The following is an 18,892-nucleotide window of genomic DNA, read 5'->3' as shown; positions in this document are numbered from 1 at the left end:
CGCTGTATGAATCTGAATCGACTTTCCTGGAGAGAACGGTATGAGTACAAGACGCAGTTTCCTGACCGGCGCCGCCGTGGCTACCGGCACCGCCGCCCTGGGTTCAGCCCATATCTATGCCCAAGAGCCGAAGAAAATCACCTGGCGCTTGCAAACCTACGCAGGCCCAGCGTTGGGTGAACACGTGATCAAGCCGTCCATCGACGCCTTCAACCAGGCGGCCAACGGCGCCATGGAAATCAAGCTGTACTACGCCGATCAGTTGGTGCCGACCGGCGAGCTGTTTCGCGCCATGCAGCGGGGCACCATCGATGCAGTGCAAAGCGATGACGACTCGATTGCCGCACCGGTGGACATCTCGGTGTTCGGTGGCTACTTCCCGTTTGCTACCCGCCACAGCCTGGACGTACCGGCGCTGTTTCACCAGTACGGCCTCAACGAGATCTGGGCCGAGGCCTACGGCGAAGTAAAGGGCGTCACCTGGCTTGGCAGCGGCGCCTGGGACCCGTGCAACTTCGCCACCGTCGAGCCGATACGCAGCCTTGACGACCTCAAGGGCAAGCGCATTTTCACCTTCCCCACTGCTGGCAAGTTCCTGACCCGCTTCGGGGTGATCCCGGTGACCCTGCCGTGGGAAGACGTCGAGGTGGCACTGCAGACCCGTGAGCTGGACGGCATCGCCTGGTCGGGGATTACCGAGGACTACACGGTCGGCTGGGCCAACGTCACCAAGTATTTCCTGACCAACAACATTTCTGGCGCCTGGATCGGTTCCTACTTCGCCAATTCGGACAAGTGGAACGAGGTACCCGAGCACCTCAAAACCCTTTTCAAGTTGTGCATGGACAGCTCCCACTACTACCGCCAGCACTGGTACTGGGGCGGCGAGGCCAAGCTGCGCGTGGAAGGCAGCAAACTGGAGCTGACCTCGATTCCCGCCGAGCAATGGCAAACCGTGGAGAACGAGGCGCAAAAGTTTTGGGACGAAATCGCCAAGACCAGCCCGCGTTGCGCCAGGGTCGTGGAGATTTTCAAACAATACAACGCGCTGATGGCCAAGGCAGGCGCACCCTACCGCTGACAACCGCCATACCCTGCCACCGGAACAGACAACGACACGCCAGCCATAACGAGAGATTGACGGGGGGTTCATGCTCAATCCAAGGGACGTAAAGACCATTGAGGACGCCAGGCGCATCGTCGAGGAGCGCGGCCTCACCCATGTGAAGGTCGGCGTGTTCGATATTGACGGGGTGATGCGCGGCAAATACATCAACCGCAGCAAATTTTTCTCTGCGCTGGAACATGGCAGCGGCTTTTGCGATGTGGTGCTCGGCTGGGATGTGAAAGACCAGCTGTACGACAACGTGCAGTACACCGGCTGGCACACCGCCTACCCGGATGCGCCGGTGCGTATCGTGCCGCACAGCTGCCGGGAAATCCCCTTCGAGAACGGCATGCTGTTGTTCATCGCCGAGTTCGACCAGCAGGCCGAGGCGATCTGTCCGCGCGGCACGCTGCTGCGCGTTGTTCAGCGCTGCAAGGCGATGGGCTTCGATCCACTCGCCGCGCTGGAGTACGAGTTCTTCCTATTCGACGAAACCCCGCATTCGGTTCGCGCCAAGGGATTTCGCAACCTCAAGAACCTGAGCCCCGACTGGTTCGGGTATTCGACCCTGCGCAACTCGGTGCATGCCGAGCTGTACCACGAGATCCTCAAGCTGTGCGAAGACATGGATTTCCCGCTGGAAACCCTGCATTCGGAAACCGGCCCGGGCGTGATCGAGGCGGCAATTACCGTGGATCGCATCACCGAAGCCGCCGACAAGGCCGCGCTGTTCAAGACGTTCATGAAGGTATTGGCACAGCGCAAAGGATTGATGGCCACGTTCATGGCCAAATGGTCTGCCGACATGCCGGGCCAGAGTGGGCATATTCATATGTCGCTGCGCGAGCGTGCCTCCGGTAAATCAGCCTTCCATGATCCCACCGATGCCTATGGCATGAGTGAGCTGCAACGCCAGTTTGTCGCCGGGCAGCAACGCCTGATGCCCGAACTGCTGTGCCTGCTGGCCCCCACCGTGAACAGCTATCGGCGCCTGGTGCCCGGTTACTGGGCGCCCACCGATGCCACCTGGGGGGTAGAAAATCGCACCACCGCGCTGCGAGTGATTCCCGGCAGCGACAAGGCGCAACGGGTCGAATACCGCCTCGGCGCGGCCGATGCCAATCCCTATCTGGCCCTGGCTGCCGTACTGGGTTCTGGTTTGTACGGCATCCTCAACCAGTGGCAACTGGACCCCCCGATCAACGGCAACGCCTATGCCATGCAACATCCGCCTGAATTGGCTCTGCCAACTACGCTGTGGGAGGCGGCACAACGCCTGAAAGCCTCCAGCGCGGCGCGCGACCTGCTTGGCGACGCGTTCGTCGATCATTTCGCCGCCACCCGCGAATGGGAGGAACGCGAGTTCCGCCGGCATGTCAGCGATTGGGAACTGGATCGCTACTTCGAAATCATCTGAGCAGATGCAGACCACCTCACGACGCGCCTTGTGGAGGCCAAGCATGAACTCATTGCAGTGCATTTCACCTATTGATGGCTCCGTCTACGTAGAGCGCCCCCTGGCCACCAGCACACAGGTTGCCGACGCTGTGGCCCGCTCCCAGCGGGCACAACAGGACTGGAAAAGCACACCACTGGCCCAACGCATCGCCCTGACCCGTGAGGCGATCAGCTTGTTCAGCGCCAAGGAAACCCAACTGGCAGAAGAACTGTGCTGGATGATGGGGCGGCCGATCCGCTACGCCGCGGGCGAAATCAGCGGTTTCGTCGAGCGCGCCAGCCACATGGCGGATATTGCCGAGCAGGCACTGGCTGATATTCATCTGCCCGTAAAGCCCGGTTTTATCCGTTTCATCCGTCGCGAGCCGCTGGGCGTGGTGCTGGTGATCGCCCCCTGGAACTATCCCTATCTGACGGCGGTGAACAGCGTGGTGCCGGCGTTGTTGGCCGGCAATAGCGTGCTGCTCAAGCACTCGGCGCAAACCCCGCTGTGCGCCGAACGCATGGTGGAAGCCTTTGCCGAAGCAGGTCTGCCGGCGGGCGTCTTTCAATACCTGCACCTGAGCCATGCCGACACCGAACAGTTGATCCGCGCCCCGGCGGTGCGGCATGTGGCGTTTACTGGCTCGGAGGCTGGCGGCGCGATGGTGGAGCACGCAGCGGCCGGACGCTTCATTAATAGCGGGCTGGAACTGGGCGGCAAGGACCCGGCCTACGTGCGTGCCGATGCGGACCTGCGGCATGCGGTGGAGACCACCATAGACGGCGCCTTTTTCAATTCTGGGCAGTCGTGCTGTGCCATTGAGCGCATTTACGTGCATGAATCCGTCTATGACGCATTTATTGAGCAAGCGGTGGCGCTGGTTCGACATTATCGGCTCGGCCGTCCCGACAGTGCCAAAACCACCCTGGGTCCGCTGGTGCGCCCTGCCGCGGCGGACTTCGTGCGTGAGCAGGTCGCCGAGGCCGTGGCCAAAGGCGCAAAAACGCACATCGATCCGGCCGATTTTCCCCTCGACCAGCCCGGTTCGGCCTATCTTGCTCCGCAGGTGCTGACCGGCGTGAACCATGCCATGCGGGTGATGACCGAAGAATCCTTTGGCCCCGTGGTCGGCATCCAGAAAGTGCGCGACGACGATGAAGCCGTCGCGTTGATGAACGACAGCGAATATGGCCTGACCGCAGCAATCTTCAGCCGCGATGAGACCACTGCACTGGCCCTGGCGGATCGTCTGGACACCGGCACGGTCTTTCTCAACCGTTGCGACTACCTCGACCCGGCGCTGGCCTGGACCGGCGTGAAGAATTCCGGGCGCGGCTGCACGCTGTCGACGCTGGGCTACGACCACCTGACTCGCCCCAAATCTTTTCACTTCAAGACGCAGTTATGAGGCGCTCAATGGACCTGAAGCGTTACCAGATGAACTGGAATTACCCCACCGCCATCCGTGTTGGCGCGGGACGGATCGGCGAACTGCCGCAGGCATGCAAGCAGTTGGGCATGAATGCCCCGCTGCTGGTTACCGATCCGGGGCTGGCAGCACTGCCGATGATTGAACAAGCCGTGATTTCTTGCCGCTCGGTGGGGCTGCAGATCGACGTCTTTTCTGCCATCAAGGGCAACCCGACGGGGCAGAACATCAGCGATGGAGTGGCCGCGTTCAAGGCGGGCCAGCATGACGGCGTGATCGCCTTTGGCGGCGGCTCAGCTCTGGATGCCGGCAAGGCCATCGCACTGATGGTCGGCCAGGACCGTTCGCTGTGGGACTTCGAGGACATCGGTGACAACAGCGAGCGGGTCAACGTGGCCGGCATGGCCCCGGTGGTGGCGGTGCCGACCACCGCTGGCACCGGCTCGGAAGTGGGCCGCGCCTCGGTAATCACCGATGAAGAAGCACAGGTCAAGCGCATCATTTTTCACCCGCGCATGCTGCCGGACCTGGTCATACTGGACCCTCAGCTGACCCTGGGCCTGCCGGCAAAAATCACCGCGGCAACCGGTATGGACGCCCTGTCGCACAGTCTGGAAGCGTTTTGCTCGCCGCTGTTTCACCCGATGGCCGAAGGCATCGCCTTGGAAGGCATGCGCCTGGTGCACGACTATCTGCCGCGTGCCGTGGCACGGGGCGACGATATCGAGGCACGCCTGCAAATGATGGTCGCCTCGACCATGGGCGCCACCGCGTTCCAGCGAGGGCTGGGTGCCATGCATGCACTGGCCCATCCGCTGGGCGCGTTGTACGACGCTCATCACGGGCTGCTCAACGCGGTCTTGATGCCTTATGTGCTGCAGGCCAACCAAGGCGCGATCAAAGGGCACATGGAGCGCCTGGCCCGACACCTGAAACTGCCTTGGCCAGGTTTTGCCGGTGTGCTGGAATGGATTCTGGCATTGCGGGCCGAGATCGGCATTCCGCACAGCTTGCGAGAACTCGGTATCGATGACCGCCACAGCGAGCTACTCGGCCAGATGGCCGCCGCCGACCCTTCGGCTGGCACCAACCCGATCGCCTTCAGCGCCGATGAATACCGCCTACTGTTCGAACGCGCCCTGCGCGGCACGCTGTAACGGAACGCTACTGCAGCCCAATCAATACCCTGATTGATGTACGAGCGGATTCGTCCGCGAGGCAGGCTACACCGCTGCGGCAGTTTAATTGCAGCGTGCATGCCTGCCGCAACGGCCCTGATAAACGGCTCAAACCAGCGGACTCTGTCACGGCAGGCGGCCGAAATCTTTCTTCGAAGTATAAAAAACGCCATGTCCCGCAGGGAGACATGGCGTTATTTCCATCGAGCCGGATTACTGGAGGGACAACTTTTCCAGGTTCTTTTCCAGGGTTGCGGCACCAATCCCCTTCACTTCGAGCAACTCATCCACCGAGGCGAACGGGCCGTGAGCCTCACGATAGGCCACGATGGCTTGCGCCTTGCCCGCACCGATACCTTTAAGTTCACGTTCCAGGGTGGCCGCATCGGCGGTATTGAGATTGATCTTGCCAATGGCGACCTGTTGGGTGGCAACGGGTTTGGCAGTCACCGGCTTCGCCGATTCAGCCGCCGATACTGCGACGGAAGTGGATGCCAGAACGGCGAAGAAGAAGTTCGGGAGCAGCTTGCGCATTGGTATTAAATCCTTGTAATTATCAAGTCCTAGAGATGACGGCTGACGCCGCTCGCTACGAAAGTAGTCCCCTCCACCTGCAATTCCAGCCGGAATGCCCAGAACGCGAGGCGGGTCACGCTTGATCAGCGCAGCAAGCGCGTATCCAATACTTTCGAAGGGCCACCCATGACGTTTTCGCTGATCGCAATGAAATCTTCGGTGCTGGCGGTATCCAGGCGCATCAGGCCCCGGGTGACATCATCCAGCGTACGCCGTCCTTCGGTACGCTTGCGAATTTCCTGATCCAGATCCTGCAGCAGCAGCACAGCGCGCGCGGTCACCGGCCCGCTTGAGCTCTCGCCCCGCAGGGTCTTAATGTCACGACTCCAATTGCTCAGATGCTTGCGCACCTGCTGGTAGCGCTCCTCGGTCATCCCTCCGGAACGACGCAGCAATTCGATGGCGTAATACTCGGCCACTCCTTCACTGATCCAGTCACTGCGGTCATGGTCACCAATGCGGCCGAGCACATGCACCAGCTCATGCAATAAAGAGCTGGTACCGTTTTCGCTGACCACAGGGCGGTCCGCGTGCATGAACAGCGAATGCGGCCCGGACAGCCCCCCGCGCCACATAGGCTCACCGGCCCCGACGATGAGCACCTTGGCCGGATCGCGCTGAAAAATCGTCTGTGCTTGCGGCCAGATAAAGGTCAGCACGGTGAGCATGTCCATGCGTCGCATGCCCTCACCCAACGGCGCCGCCACGGTGACATCGGTCATGCCCAGACGTGCGCGGCGGGTGCCAATCTTGCCTGCGAGGATCCAGCCGGTTGGACGATCGAAGTGCCGCGACGGATTGTCGATGCGAAAACGGTGCGTGCCGACCCTTGGCCAGCCGGTTTCCACACTTTTCCAGCCATCAGGCAAGTCGAATTGCAGGCGGGACACCAACTCCATGTTATCGCGCAACGCCAGCCGCGCCGGAGGGACCAAGTCATCTCCGCGCAGCAGCACCCAGTCTTCGGTCATACGCGCGTCATAGCTGCCGGAATCACGCTGATGACTGATGCGCACCCGGTAACTGAGCGTCGCTTTACCTTGGGCAGGAGACCACTTGCCCCGTTCCGCCTCGCCGTCTTTCTCTACCTGCCAATCACCGTCAGCCTTGAAATCGCTATAACGTCCGTCGGCACCCAGGTTGAAATCCAGTTCGCGTACCGCCTGGCCTCTTTCCAGGTGCAGGCTGACCTCAGCCTGGTCGCTGCCGGGCAGAAAGCGCACCCGGTAATCGAGGTCGGTTTTTTTCGCGGCCCACACGGGGGCAGCACAGATCAACAAAACACACAGCAGCGAGGTACGGGAAATCATCGTGACGGCTCCAGGGCGACAGATGAATAAAGACCGGTAGTAGAGCCGATCTATCCCCGGGAACTCAACCGGCGCGGAAAATCAGATAGTCTTCCCAGTCATCAGCCGCCACGCTGTTTTCACTGAGCATCTTGCCGGATTGGGAGATACCGGCCTGGTGGACCGCATCGGGATCCCCACAAACCAAGTGGTGCCAGGGCAGCAAGTCTTTGCCTTCGGCGACCAGACGGTACGCACAGGTGGGCGGCAGCCATTTGAATTGATCTGCTTGGGCAGGTGTGAGCTGAATGCAATCCGGGACATGCTGACGGCGCTGGGTGTAATTGCTGCACTGGCAGGTCTTCAGATCCAGCAGTTTGCAGGCGATACGCGTGTAATAGACGCTGCCGTCATCCTCATCTTCGAGTTTTTGAAGGCAGCACAGGCCGCAGCCATCACACAGCGACTCCCATTCTTCCTGATCGAGTTGATCGAGGGTCTTGCGTTTCCAAAAGGGTTGGACTTTGGCGGCCATGGCATCACGGGCAGGAATCAGGGCGCGCTAGTCTAGTCCCGCTGCTCGATCCCGCCAAGCACAGGTGACTGCCGGCCTGCTTGCCACACCCTGTCGGCACTGGGTAAGACGCGTTCCTACAGTTCAGCTTGCCGGGATTGGAATACGTTATTGCAACGGATCGCCCAGCAAGCTGGCCCCTACCTCCATTCAAAAAACCAAGCGGCCATTCGCCGCCTTACAGCGGATCGCTCATGCGCAGCAGCTCTTCCGGCAGGTGTTGGATGTAGTCGTCTTCATCGTCCACGGGCGGCATCTGCAGGTGGTAGCCCTGGGTTTGGAGGTTCTCCAAAACCTTATGGATATCTTCCCGAGCCAGTTGCCGCTGCGGCGTGAGCACCATTTCAAAAGCCAGCTGCGGTGTGCCGAACACGGCCATCAGCCCTTCCGGCACGCGACTCAGCGCTTCACTCTTTTGCACATAGAGATACATCTCGCGCTTGCGCGAGCTTCTGTAGATGGAGCAAATGCATTTCATGCGGACTCTCCACTGGCAGCCAAGGTATCAAGCAGGGCTTGGCCCATGCGTTCACGGCGCCAGCCACGCAGGTTATCGGGCAGTTGATAAGGCCCGTTGGGGAAGCCGGTTTTCAGTAGGGCTTCCAGTGATTTCTTGCGCAGCATCAGTTCTGGCGCCATGTGCAGGCGCTGCGCCTCAGCTTGGCCCACCGCGCGCAGTTTCTTCAGCAGTGCACTGGCTTCCAGCGGCAGCGGTTCCGGCACCGGTGCAGGCCACTGCTCCTGTGGCGTTGCAGCAGCATCGCGGATCAACGCAAGCAATGTTTCACCGTCCTGGCGCACGGTACGCGGATGCATTTCCTCAATACGCATCAATGCACCGAGATCGGTGGGCTGAAAGCGCGCCAAGGGCCACAGGGAATGCTCACGCACGATGCGGTTGCGCGGCACGTCGCGACGCTTGGCCTCGCGCTCGCGCCAGGCGTACAGCACGCGGTATACGGCTAATTCTTGGCGCGACAGTTTCCAGGCCAGCTTGCCCTCGCGGTACAGTTCGTCCGGGTCGATTTCGCGCCGCAGGTTGGCAACCAGTTCCGAGCCGTCCTCCAGCAGCCAGGCACGCTTTTCATCGCTGAGCCGGGCATCGAGACGTTTATAAACCTCGGCCAGATGCTGGGTATCCTCGGCGGCATAGGCCACCTGCAATTCGGTGAGCGGACGCTGCAGCCAGTCGGAGCGGGTTTCACCCTTGGGCAGTTCGATGTTCAGCACGTCCTGGACCAGTCGCGAATAGCCCATGGAAAACCCGATCCCCAAATAGCCCGCAGCCAGTTGGGTGTCATACAACGGGGCAGGCAGCGTACCGGTCAGGCGCTGGAAGACTTCAAGGTCTTCGCTGCACGCGTGCAATACCTTGATCACCGCAGGATCATCCAGTAGTAAGGCAAAGGCTGACCAGTCGCGGATCAGTAGAGGGTCGATCAGATAGGCGCCCTGCCCAGTACTGACCTGTATCAAGCCGGCCTTCGGGTAGAAGGTATCGACCCGCATGAATTCGGTATCAAGCGCCACGAAGGGCTGGGTGCGCCAGGCAGCGCAGTGTTGCGCCAGGCTGGCGTCGTCACGGATCCAGTGAATATCGATGGGCACACGGCTCTCCTCGGTTCAGGCGCGCAGTATATCCCCAGTCGCCGACATTGCACCGACCGATCAACCGGTCCCGCTCTTCGCCGCAGAGGGCCATCACAACCTTCGATGGCTTCCTGCCTCAAGGTGATATTTCAGAAGCTCATCCGGCCAGTCCCAGTTGCGGGTCTGCCATGTCCTGGGCCTGCTCGACAGGCTGGTCAAGCATGGCCTGCAGCCGGGCGCGAGTTTCGTTCATCAGTTCGGGTAGCTGCTCAACGCTGTAGCGGCTGGCATCCAGAGGCTCGCCGACTCGCAGCTCAACCGGCAATCCCAGATTCATCCGCCAGCTGCGCGCCGGCAAAACCGCGTGGATACCGCGAATGGCCAACGGCACAATCACGGCGTTGGTCTCCAGCGCTAGGTGGAAGCAGCCTTTCTTGAACGGCTGCAATTGCCCATCGGGCGACCGGGTGCCTTCGGGAGCGGCCCAGAGGACGATGCCGCTTTCCAGCATGCGCTGTGCCTGCTGCAGATCCTTGACCGCCTGCTGATGATTGCGCCGGTCGATGGAAGGGAATTCCCCGCTACGCAAGGCGGCGCCGAACAGCGGAATGGCAAACAGCTCCTTTTTCGCCAGCATGCGAATCGACCCCGGCAGGCTGGCAAAGGTGGCGGGTATGTCGTAATGGCTGGAATGGTTGCACAGGATGATATAGCGCCGCCCATCGTTGAAGTCCGGCAGCCCTCCCTGAACATCGAGGCGCATGCGCACCAGACGCAACAACAGGCGCGACCATTGCCGGGCATATTCATCAACCTGGCCCCGACGTAAACGCCCGCACGCCGCGCGGATCAGAATCAGACAACAGAACCAGGCGGTGACCAGCACCGTCCCGCTAATCACACCGAGGCGCCGGGCCAGGGTGGCACTTTCACTGATGGAATGCAGGCTGGACATGAGCTCTCCCAACATCTTCAGGCATGGGTAGTAGGCGACATACACTGGAGCAGAAATCTCTCGGCTTAAGATGTCCGTACTTATGTCCACGACACAGGTATCCCGCTCATGTCTCATGCACAGCTATTCACGTCCCAGGAACTGGCCAAGCGTCTCGATGAGCCGCGCCTGGTCATCCTCGACTGCCGCTTCGCCCTGGACGATCCCGCCTATGGCCGCAACGCCTATGCACAGGGCCACATACCCGGTGCCCGCTTCGCCGATCTGGAAACCGACCTGTCCGGGCCGGTCCAGCCAGGCGTGACCGGCCGCCATCCCCTACCCGCCCCCGGACAAATGATCGAGCGCCTGCGCGCCTGGGGCGTGCGCAACGACAGCACTCTGGTGCTCTACGATGACGGCCCCACCGCTTTCGCCACCCGCGCCTGGTGGCTGCTGGCCTGGCTGGGCAAACGCGATAACGTGTTTGTGCTGAATGGTGGCTTCAAGGCCTGGCAAGCTGCGGGCCTGCCAATCACCGAAAAAGTGCCAGTACCGTCCCCGGGTGATTTCACGGGTCAGCCGGATGAGCGTTTGGTGGTTAACGCCGCAGAGCTGCAACAACGCCTTGGCGCCGCCGACCTGACGCTGCTGGATGCTCGCGCCCTGCCGCGCTTTCGCGGAGAGGTAGAGCCGCTGGATCCAGTCGCCGGGCATATCCCCGGTGCGCAATGCGCCACGTTTAGCGACAACCTGACCAGTGACGGCCACTTCCGCCCTGCCGAACAGCTACGCCAGCGCTTCGAACAGTTGCTTGCCGGGCGAGATCCCCGGCACCTGGTCGCCTATTGCGGCTCCGGCGTGACGGCCTGCCATAACCTGTTCGCCCTCAGCTTGGCGGGCTTTCCCCTGGCCCCGTTGTATGCCGGCTCCTGGAGCGAATGGATCACCGATCCGGCTAGGCCAGTGGCCAAGGGGTCATAAAACAACCGTGGGTCCTTCGTTTCGCTTACAAAAAGCTACAGCCAGACGGCCTTCAAAAGGCTAGTTTTTACCGCTATTCCAAGCAGGCCATTAATCGCTAACCCACTCCAGATGCGTCGCAAAGCATTGATTTAGAGGGGTTGCAACTGGAGATGCGTAAAAAACCCTGCTAGTTTCGCCCCTCGTTTTACCTTACCGGAGTACCCATGAAACACGCCTGGATAAAAACAACATTGGCAATCACCATTGGCGCACTGTCGAGCCAAGCCATGGCCAACGGACTGGCAATCAACGAACACAGCGCCAGCGGCATGGGCACCGCCTTCGCCGGTCGCTCGTCCGCAGCCTTGGATGCCAGCACTGTTGCAGGCAACCCCGCCGGCATGTCCAAGCTTGAACGTCGCGAAGTGAGTGGCGGTCTGGCGTTTATTCATGCGGAAACGGATATCGAAGCCACCGGCGGTACCGGCTCTACAGACGGCGATATGGTGCCGTTTGCCACTGTACCCTTCGGTTACTACGTCACTCCGATCAACGACAAGATGCACTTCGGCCTGGGCCTGTACGTGCCTTTTGCGGTCATCAGCGATTACGAAAAAGGCCACATGGGCCGCTACCACGGCGTGACCAGCGAAGTGGAAGTGGTCAACCTGCAGCCGACCCTCAGCTACAAGATCAACGATCAGGTGTCGGTAGGTGGTGGCCTGGTGATCAGCCGGGTTTATGGGAAGCTGACCAGCAATGTGAATCCGGGTGCTCTGGGAGTTCCAGGCCCGGATGTAGATGTTGAGATCGAGGGTGACGATATCGCCTATGGCTACAACCTCGGCGTGCTGGTTGATCTGACCGAGCAATTGACCTGGGGCCTGACCTATCACTCCAAGGTCAAGTACGGCCTGGAAGGCGATACCAAAGTCAGTAATGTGCCTGCTGCCGTAGCTCCCCTGCTAGAGGGCAAATACGACGCCAGCGTTGACATTACCCTCCCGGAATCCGTCGACACCTCGGTGACCTACCGCCTGGATGACCAGTGGACCCTGTACGGCGGCGCTACTTGGACGCGCTGGAGCCGCCTGGATGCTCTGATCGTCGAAAACGAAACCAGTAACCCCGTAGCGGGCGCCATTCTTGGCAAGCGCGAAGAACCCCTGAAATGGGAAGACACCTGGAGCTTCGCTGTCGGCGCCGCCTACCAGTTGAACCCGCAGTGGGTTCTGCGCGCCGGCTTGGCCCTCGACGAGTCGCCGACCAACGACACTCACCGCACCACACGCATCCCGGTGTCGGATCGCACCATCCTGTCGTTCGGCGCAGGCTGGAATATCGACCAGGATACAACCCTGGACCTGGCCTACTCCTACCTGAAGGAAGACAAGGGCGAAGTGAACCAGACCGGCTACAACGCCGAGTATGAAAACTCTGCCCATGGCCTGGCCGCACAGCTGACCTACCGCTTCTAAGCGTTACGCCAGCCACAAAAACCGGACCCAGTGGTCCGGTTTTTTGTGGCTGGCATTCTCACACCGAAGGTTTGTGATCAGTGCCGTAATAAAGCAGTCGCCCTAACACACCATCCCAATCTGCAATAGCGCCAACCCACCGCGACTCCAGCCCCACCACGCCAGCGCCAACAGCAGGCCTAGCCCCACCAGTAGCGCTGCCATGCCCAGGCGCCAACTGTTCATGCCGAAGCCCCCGAGACACGCAGACGCTCCACCGGCTGCTCGCGCACCGGCCAATTAAGCAATGCGGCCATCAGGCTGAGCAGAATGGAAATTTCCCAAACCAGGTCATAGCTGCCCGTCCGGTCATACACATAGCCCCCCAACCAGCCACCCATGAACGAACCCAATTGGTGGAACAGGAAGACCAGTCCACCCAACATTGACAGGTTGCGCACGCCGAACAGAGTCGCCACCGTGCCATTAGTCAGCGGTACGGTGGACAACCACAGCAAGCCCATGGCCATGCCGAACGCGTAAGCCGTCCATTCGGTCAGCGGTGTATAGAAGAAGGCGACAATCACCACGCCGCGCAACAGATACAGCGTGACCAGCAGGCGTGGTTTGGACATACGTCCGCCCAGCCAACCGGCGCCGTAGGTACCGAAGATATTGAACAGCCCGACCAGCGCCAGCACGGTAGTGCCGACATAGGCAGGCAGGTGTTGATCCACCAGGTAGGCAGGCAGGTGCACGCCAATGAACACCACCTGAAAGCCGCACACGAAAAAACCCAGCGCCAGCAACCAGAAGCCGGAATGCCCGGCCGCCTCGCGTAGCGCCTCGCCCAGGGTTTGGGTGTATTGGGTTGCTGCTGGAGCCGGCGCTTCGCGCAGGCAGGCACCCAGCGGAACCAGCAAGGCAATCATCAGGCCCAGTGCCAACAGCGCAGACGACCAGCCTAACCAATCCATCAACCCCAGGGTGCCAGGCAACATGGCGAACTGGCCAAACGACCCGGCCGCCGCTGCGATACCCATGGCCATGCTGCGTTTTTCCGGCGTAGCCGCACGACCCACAGCGGCGAGCAACACGGAAAAGGACGTGCCCGACAACCCCAGGCCGATCAATACCCCGGCGCTCATGGACAGCCCCAACGGGGTATCGGACAACCCCATCAGCACCAGGCCAGACGCATACAGAATGCCCCCGATCACCACCGTTCGCCCGGCACCGTAACGGTCCGCCAGCGCGCCGGTAAAGGGTTGGGCCAGACCCCAGATGAGATTCTGCAGTGCGATGGCGAAGGCGAACACTTCGCGGCCCCAACCGAAATCAGCGCTCATCGGCGCCAGAAACAAGCCAAAACCATGGCGCACCCCAAGCGACAGGGTCAAAACCACCGAACTCAACACCAACACCCAAAAAGCCGCCCGGGAAAACGCGCTCATATCTACTCCAGTCCACAGCGCCAGCCCACCATTACTATGGTAGGCGCAGGGAGGTGTTTGTATAACGCGCCCGGGCAGGCGTCAATGTACCGCGGGGAAGACAATGGCCCGTACCCGCTTTCTGCGCAGCGTCGAAGCCAGCGCGGCCAAACGCACGTGGAAGTGATCTACGAAGCAAACCCGACTGATGCTTTATTTCAGATGCTCACTCAGCCTTGAGCCGCCGCAGGTTGCCAATTACCGATTCCAGCGCTCGGTCGAACAACAAGGCATCGTCAAGCAGACGAATTGCTCCGCGCTGGAATTGCGCTGCCAGGCTGTTGCGGGTCTTTTCCAGCACCTTCATACCGTTGCGGTTAACGAAGATGTATTTCCCGGTGGGCTTGATCCAGGCCGCCAGCTTACAACGCAGCTTCGTCCCGTCTTCCTTGTGGATTTCCAGCCAGCTGCCGACGCGCAGATTGTCCACCTGAAGCAGCGCCTGTGGGTCGTTACTTCCCTCGACTTCCGGCTCCACGGCCGCAGATTGCTCCTGAGGCGTCGGTAACTGAAGCTGCTCGACGACCGCCATCATGGCCGATTCGGCGGGCTCCTGCCCTGCAGGTTCGACCTCAACGCTCCCAGGCATGACATTGGCTTGCGCCTGGCGCGAAAGACGCTTGAATCCATGCCGGTAAAACGTCTCCAGCAAGCCCAACCATTCTTGGGCGGCGAAGGAATCGACACCCGCCTCATCCAGCCCGGCACGCAAGGCCCGGAGCAATCCAGGTACCAGGGTACGCAAGCGCTGGCGTGCCTCCTCACCTTCCGGCAGCGTGACACTCCAGATCAGCTCATCCAGCCGGCCCAGGTTCGCCTGCCAGGCCGCCGAGTCTGTTCCGTGCTTAAGACAGGTGAGCAATAACACCTTGCTCCAACCTTGGTGCACCAGACGCAGCACCATGTGCGGCAACGTCTTGCCCAGCATCCTCGCGTTCAAGGCCTGCTCGACCTGCAGGCGCGCCAGTTCGGTTTTGGCCCGAGCTTCTTCCGCGTCGCGCGTGCGCTGCTCCAGCAACTCACTGCGGCGGCGCTGGGCGCCGATAAAGGCAGTAAACTCGTCGAGCAGCTCGGCAAAAATGCGCGGGTCATCGACAAATTCACTCAGCAGGCGCTGCACGATGGCCTCAATGGTTTGATAAAGGCTGTCACGCTGCGCATCGTCCTGATCACTCCAGCCAAGCGCAGCAGCGGCAATCTCGTTCAACAAGCGTCGCGCAGGATGGCTGGTGCGGCTGAAAAACGCCTTATCCAGCACTGCAACCTTGAGCATAGGAATCTGCAGGCGGGCGATCAGCGCCTTGAGAGAGTCCGGCAACGTACGGTCGTCAAGAATGAACTCGAACAGCATCGCGACCAGGTTGATGACATCGTCATCCACCTCCCCCACCACTCGCGTCTTACCGCTTTTCGCGCTGGCGCGACTGAGCAGATTATCGACTAGCTGGCGAAGATCGATCGCCTGTTCAGCCAACGCCCCAGCCGGCACGCTTTGCTGCAGATGGGACAGCAGGCGCATCAGATCCTGTTGAGTGATCGGCAGAGCGTCGGCATTCTGAGCAGGAGCCGGCCGACCGACACCGCGGCTCTGGGACAGTAACTGCTGCAGCACGCCAAAGGCTTCGTCGCTCCCCATCTCACCTATCGGTGGCAGTTCCTGTGCTTGCTCCGCTATGGATGCCCCGCTGCGGCTAACGGGCCGCTTTGGCATAACCGATTGCAATTCGGGCAGCACACCTGCGTCTTTTAGTATCTGGTTCGCGTCGGCATAGAGCTGGTCCAGGCTGCCGAGGCAGAATTTGTCAAACAGCTTGAGAATGATCAGCTTGACCCTGATATCCATCTCCTGGCCACAGGACCGGAGAAACGCCTCGCAGAGCATCTCAGGGCCCAAAGGATGACTCTTTTCCTCGAGCTTCTTGCTGATCAGCATATTGAAACGGGCCGTGAGGTGACTCAAGGCTATCCCCAACCGGACCTTGGCTTTGGTCACCATGCTGTCGACGGCGACGCGCTCCTCCAACTCGTCATTCTGTACCAACGCCAGATGGTCGTAACCTGGCGTCTCCATCTCCGGATCCCGACCAATCTCGTATTGATTCAGACGAGTGAATCCGTCGAGAAATCGCTCCAGCATGTCGCGCACTATGCCGTGACGCTTGAGGCGCAATTCACGCATGGCCTCGAAGAACAGACTCTGCTCGGTATTACTGGCCGCCCGGTTTGCCATCTCGAACAGCGTATCGTCGGCACTCTCGAACAGGGATTGCAGAGCCAATTTGAGTTGCGGCAAGGTGGCATCGCACACCCGTGCCAACGGAGGGGCCAGACGAGGCGGCTGAACTGCGGATGCAAATGATGCAGCCGCCTTGCCGAGCGGCACTACCTTGGCTTCGGTTTTCATTGAGAGTCTCCGGCATCGGCACTGGCGAACTGCCTTCGAGTAGAGCGCTTGGAGACGCCATCCATGACGTCAAGCTTACGGCGCCAATAAGGCCAAATTGACAGACAATTATTGACTGCCGAACGTTAACTACAAGCGCGCTTCGGTACAGACATGACCCAGATCACACTCAATCATCAACAAACCCCAGTCTTTGGCTGGGGCCGCACGACTACTTCAGCCGACATGCCTAGCGCATCGTCTCGCACGCACCTTTATAATCCCCCGCCTGACCAACCAGGAGTTCCCCATGCCCAATCTGACCCTTGCCGATCTGAGCGCTGAAATCGACAGCAATGTGCGTCGCGCCCTGGCCGAAGACATCGGCAGTGGCGATCTCACTGCGCAACTTATCCCTGCCGAACGCCTCGCCCACGCCCGGGTTATTACCCGCGAAGCGGCAGTTATCTGCGGCACGGCCTGGGTCGATAGAGTGTTTCGCCAGCTCGACGACCGCGTTGCCGTGCATTGGCAGGTCGCCGACGGCGACTGGGTTGAGCCCAACCAGACTCTCTTTACCTTGGAAGGACCGGCCCGAGCCTTGCTCAGCGGTGAACGCAGCGCGTTGAACTTCTTGCAAACGCTGTCTGCCGTGGCCACTCGCTGTCGCCACTATGCCGACCTGGTTGCCGGCACTCAGGTCAAACTGCTCGACACGCGGAAAACCCTGCCCGGTCTGCGCCTGGCGCAGAAATACGCTGTCACCTGCGGTGGTTGCCATAATCACCGCATCGGCCTTTTCGATGCGTTTCTAATCAAGGAAAACCATATCGCTGCCTGCGGCGGGATTGCCGACGCCATCAATGCCGCACGCCAGATCGCGCCCGGCAAGTCCGTGGAAGTTGAAGTGGAAAACCTCGATGAACTTCAGCAGGCGCTGGATGCAGGCGCCGATATTGTCATGCTCGACGAGCTTAGCTTCGACGACATGCGAGAGGCCGTGCGCATTAATGCCGGACGCGCCAAACTCGAAGCGTCCGGCGGGATCACCGACAGCACGTTGCGCAGCGTGGCCGAAACCGGCGTCGACTATATCTCCCTCGGCACGCTGACCAAGGACATCAAGGCCGTCGACCTGTCGATGCGCCTGCAGCTGTGACGTTGAAATCGATTCATGCATAACGCGCACAGCCGCCTGCTCAGGCCAGGGGCGGCACCGCGTCTCATCCGTCTGTTGACCGAGACCTAAAACAGGCTGAGTTGCTCGAACCCGTTGCGCAAGTCCACCAGCCGCACACCAAGCCCGATCAGCCGCACGGGCTTGTCTCCACGTGCATGGGCCTGGGCCAGTAACTGTTGATAGCTGTCCAGATCAAGTCCTGCACCGGACTGCTCAAGAGTGGTCTGGGTGAAGTCATGGAACTTGAGCTTTACGAACGGCTTGCCAGGCCGATAGCTGGAATCCAGCCGTGCCAGGCGTCGATTCAACTCATCGAACAAATCGACCATTTCTTGCTGGCAGGCCGGCAAGTCGGGCAGATCCCGATCAAATGTGTTTTCCACACTGAGCGACTGCCGCCGGCCCTCCGACTCAACTTGCCGCTTGTCGATTCCACGGGCCAAACTCCATAAACGTTCGCCAAAACTGCCGAACTCGCGCACCAGCGTCAGGCGTTCCCACTCGCGCAGCTCCAGGCAGGTGCGAATGCCTAAACGCGCCAGTTTATCTGCCGTGACCTTGCCCACGCCGTGGAGCTTGCTCACCGGCAGCTGAGCCACAAAATCCTCTGCCTCATTTGGCGTGATGACAAACAACCCGTTGGGCTTGCGCCAGTCGCTGGCGATCTTGGCCAGAAACTTGTTCGGTGCCACCCCAGCTGACACCGTGATATTCAGCGTCGACGCCACACGCCGACGAATCTCGGCGGCCATTCGCGTGGCGCTGCCGGAACAGTAGGGGCTATCCGTCACGTCCAGGTAAGCCTCATCCAGTGACAAGGGCTCGATCAACTCTGTGTAATCACGCAGGATCTGGTGGATTTCTCGGGAGACAGCCTTGTAGACATCCATGCGCGGGCGCACGACGAGCAGGTCGGGACACAGCTTGAGCGCTGTTCGCATCGGCATCGCGGAATGAATACCGTACGCACGCGCCTCGTAATTGCAGGTGGCGACTACGCCGCGCTTGTCCGGCGAGCCGCCCACCGCCAAGGGTTTGCCCGTCAGGCGCGGATCGTCGCGCATTTCGATGGCGGCATAAAAGCAATCGCAATCCACGTGAATGATCTTGCGCACGGATGAATTCATAAAAGCCCGCATGACATGCGTCGGAGGCGGAAGTTTATCATCGCCGTGACGCTAAACAGTTGACGGTGCGGGGTTTTCCCCTACCGGCGGTTGACAGGAGTGCATGGGCGAGTAGAATGGCCGGCGCGGGATGGAGCAGTCTGGTAGCTCGTCGGGCTCATAACCCG

17 protein-coding genes and 1 tRNA gene (1 of these 18 running past the window's edge) are annotated in these 18,892 nt (G+C 60.5%); 8 read left to right on the top strand and 10 right to left on the bottom strand.

The window, feature by feature from the left end:
• Positions 1 to 40: 40 nt before the first annotated feature.
• The 4 genes from H9642_RS04385 (at position 41) to H9642_RS04370 (ending at position 5,135) form a co-directional block, all read left to right on the top strand.
• Positions 41 to 1,081 carry a TRAP transporter substrate-binding protein gene (locus H9642_RS04385; protein WP_251835172.1) on the top strand — a complete coding sequence of 347 codons (1,041 nt, stop codon included), beginning with the start codon at positions 41 to 43 and terminating at the stop codon, positions 1,079 to 1,081.
• 70 nt (positions 1,082 to 1,151) lie between these two features.
• On the top strand, positions 1,152 to 2,525 hold the full coding sequence (locus H9642_RS04380) for a glutamine synthetase family protein (protein WP_251835171.1): 1,374 nt from the start codon (positions 1,152 to 1,154) through the stop codon (positions 2,523 to 2,525).
• 43 nt (positions 2,526 to 2,568) lie between these two features.
• Complete coding sequence (locus H9642_RS04375; RefSeq protein WP_251835170.1) at positions 2,569 to 3,957, top strand: aldehyde dehydrogenase family protein; 1,389 nt, start codon at positions 2,569 to 2,571, stop codon at positions 3,955 to 3,957.
• A gap of 8 nt (positions 3,958 to 3,965) precedes the next feature.
• Positions 3,966 to 5,135: an iron-containing alcohol dehydrogenase gene (locus tag H9642_RS04370; RefSeq protein ID WP_251835169.1), complete on the top strand. Its 1,170-nt coding sequence runs from the start codon at positions 3,966 to 3,968 to the stop codon at positions 5,133 to 5,135.
• Between the two features lie 234 nt (positions 5,136 to 5,369).
• Here the strand turns inward: H9642_RS04370 and H9642_RS04365 are convergent, their stop codons facing one another.
• The 6 genes from H9642_RS04365 to H9642_RS04340 form a co-directional block, all read right to left on the bottom strand.
• Complete coding sequence (locus tag H9642_RS04365) at positions 5,370 to 5,690, bottom strand: ComEA family DNA-binding protein (protein ID WP_251835168.1); 321 nt, start codon at positions 5,688 to 5,690, stop codon at positions 5,370 to 5,372.
• A gap of 125 nt (positions 5,691 to 5,815) precedes the next feature.
• Positions 5,816 to 7,042, bottom strand: a complete 1,227-nt coding sequence (locus tag H9642_RS04360; protein ID WP_251835167.1) for a hypothetical protein — start codon at positions 7,040 to 7,042, stop codon at positions 5,816 to 5,818.
• 64 nt (positions 7,043 to 7,106) lie between these two features.
• Positions 7,107 to 7,556, bottom strand: coding sequence for a YcgN family cysteine cluster protein (locus H9642_RS04355; protein ID WP_251835166.1), 450 nt, complete (start codon positions 7,554 to 7,556; stop codon positions 7,107 to 7,109).
• Between the two features lie 217 nt (positions 7,557 to 7,773).
• Positions 7,774 to 8,073, bottom strand: coding sequence for a YcgL domain-containing protein (locus tag H9642_RS04350; protein ID WP_251835165.1), 300 nt, complete (start codon positions 8,071 to 8,073; stop codon positions 7,774 to 7,776).
• On the bottom strand, positions 8,070 to 9,203 hold the full coding sequence (rnd, locus tag H9642_RS04345) for a ribonuclease D (RefSeq protein WP_251835164.1): 1,134 nt from the start codon (positions 9,201 to 9,203) through the stop codon (positions 8,070 to 8,072). Before rnd ends, H9642_RS04350 begins: the two co-directional genes overlap by 4 nt.
• 139 nt (positions 9,204 to 9,342) lie before the next feature.
• Positions 9,343 to 10,140 (bottom strand): lysophospholipid acyltransferase family protein, encoded by a 798-nt coding sequence (locus H9642_RS04340; RefSeq protein WP_251835163.1) that lies wholly within the window; start codon positions 10,138 to 10,140, stop codon positions 9,343 to 9,345.
• A gap of 108 nt (positions 10,141 to 10,248) precedes the next feature.
• Between H9642_RS04340 and H9642_RS04335 the strand changes: the two genes are divergently transcribed.
• Entirely contained in the window at positions 10,249 to 11,103 is an 855-nt protein-coding gene (locus H9642_RS04335; RefSeq protein ID WP_251835162.1) for a sulfurtransferase, read from the top strand.
• A gap of 206 nt (positions 11,104 to 11,309) precedes the next feature.
• Positions 11,310 to 12,563, top strand: coding sequence for an OmpP1/FadL family transporter (locus H9642_RS04330; protein ID WP_251835161.1), 1,254 nt, complete (start codon positions 11,310 to 11,312; stop codon positions 12,561 to 12,563).
• Positions 12,564 to 12,665: 102 nt separating this feature from the next.
• On the opposite strand, the gene H9642_RS18320 is transcribed toward H9642_RS04330, so the two are convergent.
• From H9642_RS18320 to H9642_RS04320, 3 genes are all read right to left on the bottom strand, one after another.
• The gene (locus H9642_RS18320) at positions 12,666 to 12,788 is read right to left on the bottom strand and encodes a hypothetical protein (RefSeq protein WP_273537120.1); all 123 of its coding nucleotides are present in this window, start codon (positions 12,786 to 12,788) and stop codon (positions 12,666 to 12,668) included.
• Entirely contained in the window at positions 12,785 to 13,996 is a 1,212-nt protein-coding gene (locus H9642_RS04325) for an MFS transporter (RefSeq protein WP_251835160.1), read from the bottom strand. The genes H9642_RS18320 and H9642_RS04325 overlap by 4 nt, the downstream gene beginning before the upstream one ends.
• A gap of 205 nt (positions 13,997 to 14,201) precedes the next feature.
• Positions 14,202 to 16,439, bottom strand: coding sequence for a DUF1631 domain-containing protein (locus tag H9642_RS04320; RefSeq protein WP_251835159.1), 2,238 nt, complete (start codon positions 16,437 to 16,439; stop codon positions 14,202 to 14,204).
• 289 nt (positions 16,440 to 16,728) lie between these two features.
• On the opposite strand from H9642_RS04320, the gene nadC reads away from it, so the two are divergent.
• A complete protein-coding gene (gene nadC / locus H9642_RS04315; protein WP_251835158.1) occupies positions 16,729 to 17,577 on the top strand; it encodes a carboxylating nicotinate-nucleotide diphosphorylase in 849 nt (282 codons plus the stop codon).
• An 86-nt stretch (positions 17,578 to 17,663) separates the two neighbouring features.
• On the opposite strand, the gene dinB is transcribed toward nadC, so the two are convergent.
• Complete coding sequence (gene dinB, locus H9642_RS04310; protein ID WP_251835366.1) at positions 17,664 to 18,713, bottom strand: DNA polymerase IV; 1,050 nt, start codon at positions 18,711 to 18,713, stop codon at positions 17,664 to 17,666.
• Between the two features lie 136 nt (positions 18,714 to 18,849).
• On the opposite strand from dinB, the gene H9642_RS04305 reads away from it, so the two are divergent.
• Positions 18,850 to 18,892 (top strand) — tRNA-Met (locus H9642_RS04305); it runs 134 nt beyond the window's last position.

Origin of the sequence: Serpens gallinarum (genome assembly GCF_014836765.1) — a bacterium.
GTDB classification, from domain to species: domain Bacteria; phylum Pseudomonadota; class Gammaproteobacteria; order Pseudomonadales; family Pseudomonadaceae; genus Serpens; species Serpens gallinarum.
The sequence above is the reverse complement of the archived record's forward strand: the minus strand, read 5'-3'. Positions and strand labels throughout refer to the sequence as shown.

Excerpts from the sequence above, each read along its gene's own strand:
- H9642_RS04330 (WP_251835161.1), top strand. The coding sequence starts at position 11,310 with ATGAAACACGCCTGGATAAAAACAACATTGGCAATCACCATTGGCGCA.
- H9642_RS04320 (WP_251835159.1), bottom strand. The coding sequence starts at position 16,439 with ATGAAAACCGAAGCCAAGGTAGTGCCGCTCGGCAAGGCGGCTGCATCA.
- H9642_RS18320 (WP_273537120.1), bottom strand. The coding sequence starts at position 12,788 with ATGAACAGTTGGCGCCTGGGCATGGCAGCGCTACTGGTGGGGCTAGGC.
- H9642_RS04370 (WP_251835169.1), top strand. The coding sequence starts at position 3,966 with ATGGACCTGAAGCGTTACCAGATGAACTGGAATTACCCCACCGCCATC.
- H9642_RS04380 (WP_251835171.1), top strand. The coding sequence starts at position 1,152 with ATGCTCAATCCAAGGGACGTAAAGACCATTGAGGACGCCAGGCGCATC.
- H9642_RS04350 (WP_251835165.1), bottom strand. The coding sequence starts at position 8,073 with ATGAAATGCATTTGCTCCATCTACAGAAGCTCGCGCAAGCGCGAGATG.
- H9642_RS04360 (WP_251835167.1), bottom strand. The coding sequence starts at position 7,042 with ATGATTTCCCGTACCTCGCTGCTGTGTGTTTTGTTGATCTGTGCTGCC.
- H9642_RS04365 (WP_251835168.1), bottom strand. The coding sequence starts at position 5,690 with ATGCGCAAGCTGCTCCCGAACTTCTTCTTCGCCGTTCTGGCATCCACT.
- H9642_RS04335 (WP_251835162.1), top strand. The coding sequence starts at position 10,249 with ATGTCTCATGCACAGCTATTCACGTCCCAGGAACTGGCCAAGCGTCTC.
- H9642_RS04355 (WP_251835166.1), bottom strand. The coding sequence starts at position 7,556 with ATGGCCGCCAAAGTCCAACCCTTTTGGAAACGCAAGACCCTCGATCAA.
- H9642_RS04325 (WP_251835160.1), bottom strand. The coding sequence starts at position 13,996 with ATGAGCGCGTTTTCCCGGGCGGCTTTTTGGGTGTTGGTGTTGAGTTCG.
- H9642_RS04340 (WP_251835163.1), bottom strand. The coding sequence starts at position 10,140 with ATGTCCAGCCTGCATTCCATCAGTGAAAGTGCCACCCTGGCCCGGCGC.
- nadC (WP_251835158.1), top strand. The coding sequence starts at position 16,729 with ATGCCCAATCTGACCCTTGCCGATCTGAGCGCTGAAATCGACAGCAAT.
- H9642_RS04385 (WP_251835172.1), top strand. The coding sequence starts at position 41 with ATGAGTACAAGACGCAGTTTCCTGACCGGCGCCGCCGTGGCTACCGGC.
- H9642_RS04375 (WP_251835170.1), top strand. The coding sequence starts at position 2,569 with ATGAACTCATTGCAGTGCATTTCACCTATTGATGGCTCCGTCTACGTA.